Genomic DNA, 7,457 nt, shown 5'->3' with positions numbered 1-7,457 from the left:
TGGGAGCAAGTCCTATGGCTTATGTTTTGTGGAATAAAATAATGAATGTTAATCCTAAAAAAAGCAATTGGCACAACAGAGATAGATTTGTTTTGTCAGCTGGCCATGGTTCAGCTATGCTTTACTCTCTATTACATTTATCAGGCTATGATTTGAGTATTGATGATTTGAAAAATTTCAGACAAATTGGCTCAAAAACTCCAGGCCATCCAGAAAGAAAACATACAGACGGTGTTGAAGTAACAACTGGTCCTTTGGGTCAAGGAATTGCAAATGCAGTTGGATTTGCAATAGCAGAAAAACACTTGGCTGCAATGTATAACAAAGATGGATTTAATATAGTTGATCATTATACTTATGCGATATGTGGAGATGGAGATTTGATGGAAGGAATTTCATACGAATCAATGTCTTTAGCAGGTCATTTAAATTTAAATAAATTAATAATTCTTCACGATTCAAATGATATTTGTTTGGATGGAGATTTAAATACATCTTTTTCAGAAAATATTGAACAAAGAGTTAAGGCTCAAAATTGGAATTATATTAAAGTTTCAGATGGAAATAATCTTGAAGAAATTTATGATGCAATTAATAAAGCAAAAGAAAATAAAAATGGTCCAACTTTTATAGAAGTTAAAACAGTTATTGGTTATGGTTCAAAAAATCAAGGAACAAATAAAGTTCATGGTGCGCCAATTGGAAATGACGATTTTATAGAAGCAAAAAAATTCTACAATTGGGAATATGAAGATTTTGAAATTTCAGAAGATGTTTATGATACATTCAAAGAAAATATTATAGAAAATGGTAAAAAATCATACGAAAAGTGGGAACAACTTTTAGAAGAATATAAGGAAAAATATCCAAAAGATTATAAAGAATACATTAATGGATTTGAAAGAAAATTACCAGAAAATTGGATGGAAGAAGTAAAAAAATACTCTCCATCTGATGATAGTCTTGCAACAAGAGCATCTAGTGGAGAAATTATCCAAGATTTAGCAAAAGTTACAAAAAATTTCTGGGGTGGAAGTGCAGATTTATTTTCATCTAACAAAACAAATATAAAGAATGCTGAAAGATTTTCAGACACAAATCCTGAGGGAAGAAATGTTTGGTATGGGGTTAGAGAATTTGCTATGAGTGTAATAGCAAATGCCATTGTAGCACACGGCGGAACTTTCCATCACGTTTCTACATTTTTTGTATTTTCAGATTATTTAAAAGCAGGTTTAAGAATTTCAGCTCTTTCACAAATTCCTGTAACTTATGTTTTCACTCATGATTCTGTTGCTGTTGGAGAAGATGGACCAACACACCAACCAATAGAACAATTAGCCATGATTAGAACAATACCAAATGTAATAATGCTAAGACCAGCAGATGCAAATGAAGTTAGACTTTCTTGGAAAATTGCTCTTGAAAGCAAAAATTGTCCAGTAGTTATAGCTTTAACACGTCAAAACGTAAGTAATCTTGAAGCTACACAAAATATTGATGATATTTCAAATGGAGCTTATATAATTAAAGATTCTGATAAAGAAGTTCCAGATGGAATTTTAATTGCAACAGGTAGTGAGGTAGAATTAGCTTTACAAACAAGAGATGAATTAAAAAAATCTAACATTGATGTGAGAGTTGTATCAATGCCATCAATGGAATTATTTAGAAAACAAGACCAAGCTTATAAGGAAAAAATTCTTCCAGCAAATGTTAAAAATAGAGTTTCAATTGAAATGGCAAGTTCATTTGGATGGAGCGAATTTACAGGAGATAAGGGAATAAATATTTCTATTGATAGATTTGGAATATCAGGTAATTTTAAAGATGTGCAAAAAGAATTAGGATTTACTAAAGAAGAGATAGCTAAAAAATATATAGAAAAATATAATTAATTTGTAAGGGACTGTTGCAGAATTATTTATTTATAATTTTGCAACAGCCCTTTTTATTTTAAAAATATTTTAAAAAGTGATATTATATTACTAGAAATATAAAAATAAGGAGTAATTATGACAATACCAACACCGCATATTTCAGCAAAAAGTAAAGATGAAATAGCAAATACAGTTTTGATGCCAGGAGATCCTTTAAGAGCTAAATATATAGCAGAAAATTTTCTTGAAGATGCAAAAGAATTTACAAATACAAGAGGAATGTACGGATATACTGGTTATTATAAAGGAAAAAGAGTTTCAGTAATGGGAAGTGGAATGGGAATTCCTTCATCCATGATTTATTTTAATGAATTATTTAATTTTTATGATGTCGATACAATAATTAGAATTGGAAGTGCTGGAAGTATGCAAGAAAATATAAAATTACACGATATTGTTCTTGCAACAAGTGCTTGTAGCGAATCATCAATTAACGATAATTTATTTGGAAATATTCATTATTCTCCAACACCTGATTTTGATTTATTACTTGATGCATACAAAAGAAGTCAAGAATTAGGATACACAACTCACTGTGGTCAAGTTCATTCATCAGATCAATTTTATAGTGAAATGGATCCAAAAGTTTTTGAAAATTTACAAAAATATGGAGTTTTATGCGTGGAGATGGAATCTTATGGTCTTTTTACTGTAGCAAGAAAATATGGAAAAAGAGCCTTAGGAGTTTTTACAATTAGTGATTCCTTAGTATCTAACGAATCTGATAGTGCAGAAAATAGACAAAGTGCTTATACACAAATGATGACACTTGCTTTGGAAGTTGCACCAGAATAAGGAGATTAGATGTTAAAAAATATAATACTTGCTGCTGGAGAAGGTACTAGAATGAAATCTAATACCTCAAAAGTTATGACTAAAATTTTAAATAGAGAGCTTATAACTTATATAGTTGATGCTTGTTCATTTGAAAATTCAAATACTATAATAATTGGTGGAAAAAATAAGGATTTATTAAAAGAAAAATTTCCAAATATAGAAATAAAAGAACAAAAAATTGGAGATGAATTCCCTTATGGAACAGCTTATGCTGTAAGTATGGCTATTGATTTAATAAATGATGATGATGATTGCCTTATTTTAAATGGAGATATTCCACTAATTACAAAAAAATCTCTTGAAGATTTTATTGATTTTCATAAAGAAAATAATAATAGTCTAACTGTTATGTCAACAAAAGTTGACAATCCAAAAGGATATGGAAGAATAATACGAGAAAATAATAAATTCCAAAAAATTGTAGAAGAAAAAGATACAAGCGAAAAAGAAAAAGAAGTAAATGAAATCAACGTTGGTATCTATGCTTTAAAAGGGATTGATTTAAAAAATTCTTTAAAAAAGATTAACACTGATAATAAATCCAATGAATATTATTTAACAGATTGTATCGAAATTTTAAATAATGAAGGAAAAAAAGTAGAATCTTATATGGCTGACAATCCTGATCAATTTTATGGAATAAATAATAAAAAAGAGCTAGCAAATGCTACAAAACTTTTAAGACAAAGAATTAATGATTATCACATGTTAAATGGTGTAATTATTGATAATCCTAGTATAGTAGATATTGAAATGGGCGTAAAAATTGGAAAAGACACTGTAATATCTGGTCCATGTAAAATTTTAGGAAATACAGAAATTGGCGAAGATTGTATTATTGAAGGCTCATCTAGAATTGAAGATTCAATAATTAAGGACAATGTTAAAATTGACAATTCTGTAATAGAAAAATCTTTTGTTGATCAAGGCACAGATATTGGTCCATTTTCACATTTAAGACCTAAGGCTAAACTTGGCAAAAATGTCCATATTGGAAATTTTGTGGAAGTTAAAAATTCTAATGTTGATGATAATACAAAAGCAGGACACCTTGCTTATATCGGAGATTGTGATTTAGGTAAAGATATAAATATTGGTTGTGGTGTAATTTTTGTAAATTATGATGGTAAATTTAAGCATAGGTCAATTATTGAAGATGGAGCATTTATAGGATCAAATTCTAATATTGTAGCACCAGTTCATGTGAAAAAAGAGGGGTATATTGCTGCAGGATCAACAATAACAAAAGATGTTGACCAAGGGGAGCTTTCAATAGAAAGGGCTGAACAAAAAAATATATCTGGTTACGTTGAAAAAAAGAAAAAAAGAGATTTGGAAAAGTTAAAGGAGCAAAATTAAAAATGAGTGAATGTTCAAGTTCATCACATATCAAAAGAGGCGATTTAGTTGTATTGGCAGGAAACTCTAATCCTGATTTGGCAGAAGCTGTTGCAAAATCATTGGGCATTAAATTAGGAGAAGTTGAAGTTAAAAAATTTGCCGACAGTGAAATTAATGTAAAAATTAATGAAGCTGTAAGAGGCAAGGATGTATATATAATTCAACCTACTTCTTATCCAACAAACGACAATCTAATGGAATTATTAATTATGACAGATGCATGTAAAAGAGCATCTGCAGGTTATGTAAATCTAGTAGTTCCATATTATGGCTATGCAAGACAAGATAGAAAAACTAGAGGAAGAGAACCAATTAGTGCTAAACTTGTAGCAAATCTTATGACTGTTTCTGGAGCTGATAGGGTTATAACAATGGATCTTCATGCTGGTCAAATTCAAGGATATTTTGATATACCTCTTGATCACTTTACTGCTATTAGATTATTGTCATCATATTTTAAAGAAAAAGCATTTGACAATCCAGATGAATATGTAGTAGTAAGTCCTGATTTAGGAGGAGTAACTAGAGCTAGAAGCTTTGCTGATTATTTAAAATTAACAATAGCAATAATTGAAAAAAGACGCCCAAGACCAAATGTTTCAGAAGTTATGAATGTAATTGGAGATTTTGAAGGTAAGCATTGTATTTTAGTTGATGATATTATTGATACTGCTGGAACTATTTGCAATGCAGCAAATTATCTAAAAGAACACGGTGCAAAAGAAGTTTCAATTGCTGCAACTCACGGTGTTTTAAGTGGAAATGCTTGCGAAAATTTAGAAAATTCTTGTGTAAAAGAAGTAGTTATTACAGATACAATAAAATTACCTGAAGAAAAGAAAATTCAAAAAATCAAACAAATCTCAATAGCTCCTTTATTAGCTGAAGCTATAAATAGAATTAACACTTACGAATCAATAAGTGGTCTTTTTGAGGACGGTAAATAATAATGTATTATATTGTAGGCTTGGGTAATCCTGGTATACAGTATGAGAACACAAGACATAACGCTGGCTTTATAACTATTGATTATTTGGCTAGAAAATATAGTATTGATGTAAGAAAAATTAAATTTAAATCTTTAATTGGCCAGGGAGTAATTTCTGGCCAAAAAGTTATGCTTGTAAAGCCTCAAACTTATATGAATAATTCAGGAGAAGCTATTAGAGAAATATATAAATATTTTGATTTTGACCATGATAAACTCATAGTTATTTATGATGATATAGATATTGATTTTGGAAGTATTAGAATAAGAAAAAAAGGTTCAGCTGGAACTCATAATGGAATGAAGTCAATTATTTACAATCTAGAATTTGATGATTTTCCAAGAATAAAAGTTGCAGTTGGAAAGAAGCCTTCATATATGGATTTGGCTAATTTTGTATTAAGTGGATTTTCAAAACAAGAAGCAAAAATCATTGAAGAAGAAGTAAAGTTTGCAAGTGATGCTATCGAGATGATTTTAGAAGAAGGTATAGAAAAATCCATGAGTATGTTTAATTCAAAAAGGCTAGTTGAAGATAATGAATAGCCTTATTAATGAAATTTATAATATTAGTCAAGTTAAGGAAATAATTGAAAATTATAAAAAATTATCTCCAATATTTTTACATGGACTAACTGATGAGAGCAAGGCTCATATTTTTCAAACTCTTTTTACTTATACTGGAAAAACATTAATTATTATTTGCGAGAATGAAAAAAAAGCAAAGCTAATGTGTGATGATATAAATTCTTTGCAAGATGATTCTTGTATGTATTTTCCATCAACTGAAATCAACTACTATAATATTAAAAATTTAGAAAAAAATAATGAAATAAATCGAATTGAAGTTTTAACAAAGCTTATTAATGAGGATAAGTTTATAATTACTACTACTTTAGATGCCTTAAGAAATAAATTAACTCCAAGAAAAATTTTTAAAGATAAGTCATTTAAAATTGATACTGATAGTGAATTAGATTTAAGAGAGGTAAAAAAATCATTTATAGAATTAAATTATGATTTTACAAAATTAGTTGAGTCAAAAGGAGAATTTTCTATTAGAGGATCAATAATAGATTTTTGGCCTATAGAATATGATAATCCTATAAGAATAGAATTATTTGATACAGAAATAGATTCAATGAGATTTTTTGATAAAGACACTCAAAGATCTCTTGATAATATTGATGAAATAATAATTAGACCAACAAAAGAGTTAATTTATGATAAAAATGATTATCAGAAAATAATTGAATTAATAAAAAAAGATATAAAAAATATATCAGATACAGGCAATTCTACAAAGTTAAAAGATAAATATAATCAAATAATTTCTTATCTCAGTGATAGTTTATATATCGCAAATGAAGATTTAATTACTCCCTATAGAAATGAAAATTTTGATGACTTTTTTGCTTATTTAGATAAAGATTCAATATTTCTTTTTCAAGATTTAAATAGGTCAATTGATAATTTTTCACAAGATATGGAAAAATCGGATCTGGATTTTACAAATCAGTTAGAAAATGAGGAAATATTTCCATCATTTAAAAATATTAAAATAAATATAAATAAAATTTTTACTAATATCAAATCTTATCATATAATAAATTCTTCAAGTTTATTAAAAAACAATAATATAATAAAAGCAAAAAAAATTATTGAATTAAAATCTATTGAGCAAGAAAATTTTAATAAAAATATTGAAAATTTCATCTTTAATATTAATTCTTTAGTTAAAAATAATGAAAAAGCCATTATTTTTGCATCAGATAAAAAATCTCTAGAAAGTATAAAAGAAATTTTTAATGAAAATAATATTGACAATTTTTCTATTGGTCTAGATTCTGATTTAAGTAATACCAATATAATCTTAACTGAAAATTCTTTATCAAGAGGTTATATTTTCACTGATAATAAAATAAATGTATATTCTCATAGGGATATTTTTGGTAAAGATAAATTTAAAAATAAAAAAACAAGAAAGAAACCAGTAAGCGCTAAAGATATAATAAATTATTCTGATATAGAAATTGGCGATTATGTAGTTCATGAAAATAATGGTATTGGTATATATAAAGGCATATCTAAAATTGAAGTAAATAATACCAAAAAAGATTATTTTGTAATTGAATACAAGGGAAATGATAAAGTATTTGTTCCTGTTGACCAAATGGATTTAGTTAGTAAATATATTGGCAACAAGGGGGACAAGCCAAAAATTTCATCACTTGGAAGTAATCAATGGAAAAAAGCTAAACAAAGAGCAAAAAAGCAGTTGATGAAATAGC

At 27.6% G+C, this 7,457-nt stretch carries 6 protein-coding genes; all 6 read left to right on the top strand.

Annotation, left to right across the window (positions count from 1 at the left end):
• Positions 1-1,898, top strand: a 1,898-nt coding sequence (gene tkt, locus HMPREF2852_RS06295) for a transketolase (protein ID WP_070606734.1), incomplete at its 5' end; no start/stop codon positions are given.
• A 117-nt stretch (positions 1,899-2,015) separates the two neighbouring features.
• Positions 2,016-2,735 (top strand): purine-nucleoside phosphorylase, encoded by a 720-nt coding sequence (deoD, locus tag HMPREF2852_RS06290; RefSeq protein WP_070606730.1) that lies wholly within the window; start codon positions 2,016-2,018, stop codon positions 2,733-2,735.
• A 9-nt stretch (positions 2,736-2,744) separates the two neighbouring features.
• The gene (gene glmU / locus HMPREF2852_RS06285) at positions 2,745-4,136 is read left to right on the top strand and encodes a bifunctional UDP-N-acetylglucosamine diphosphorylase/glucosamine-1-phosphate N-acetyltransferase GlmU (RefSeq protein ID WP_070606725.1); all 1,392 of its coding nucleotides are present in this window, start codon (positions 2,745-2,747) and stop codon (positions 4,134-4,136) included.
• 2 nt (positions 4,137-4,138) lie between these two features.
• Positions 4,139-5,125 carry a ribose-phosphate diphosphokinase gene (locus HMPREF2852_RS06280; RefSeq protein ID WP_026074028.1) on the top strand — a complete coding sequence of 329 codons (987 nt, stop codon included), beginning with the start codon at positions 4,139-4,141 and terminating at the stop codon, positions 5,123-5,125.
• 2 nt (positions 5,126-5,127) lie between these two features.
• On the top strand, positions 5,128-5,712 hold the full coding sequence (gene pth / locus HMPREF2852_RS06275; protein WP_070606722.1) for an aminoacyl-tRNA hydrolase: 585 nt from the start codon (positions 5,128-5,130) through the stop codon (positions 5,710-5,712).
• Positions 5,705-7,456, top strand: coding sequence for a CarD family transcriptional regulator (locus tag HMPREF2852_RS10125; RefSeq protein ID WP_261668194.1), 1,752 nt, complete (start codon positions 5,705-5,707; stop codon positions 7,454-7,456). Before pth ends, HMPREF2852_RS10125 begins: the two co-directional genes overlap by 8 nt.
• The last annotated feature ends 1 nt before the right edge of the window (position 7,457 follow it).

The sequence above is a fragment of the Anaerococcus sp. HMSC065G05 genome (assembly GCF_001812365.1).
Taxonomy (GTDB): Bacteria; Bacillota; Clostridia; order Tissierellales; family Peptoniphilaceae; genus Anaerococcus; species Anaerococcus vaginalis.
This window is presented reverse-complemented; position numbering and strand designations above follow the sequence as displayed.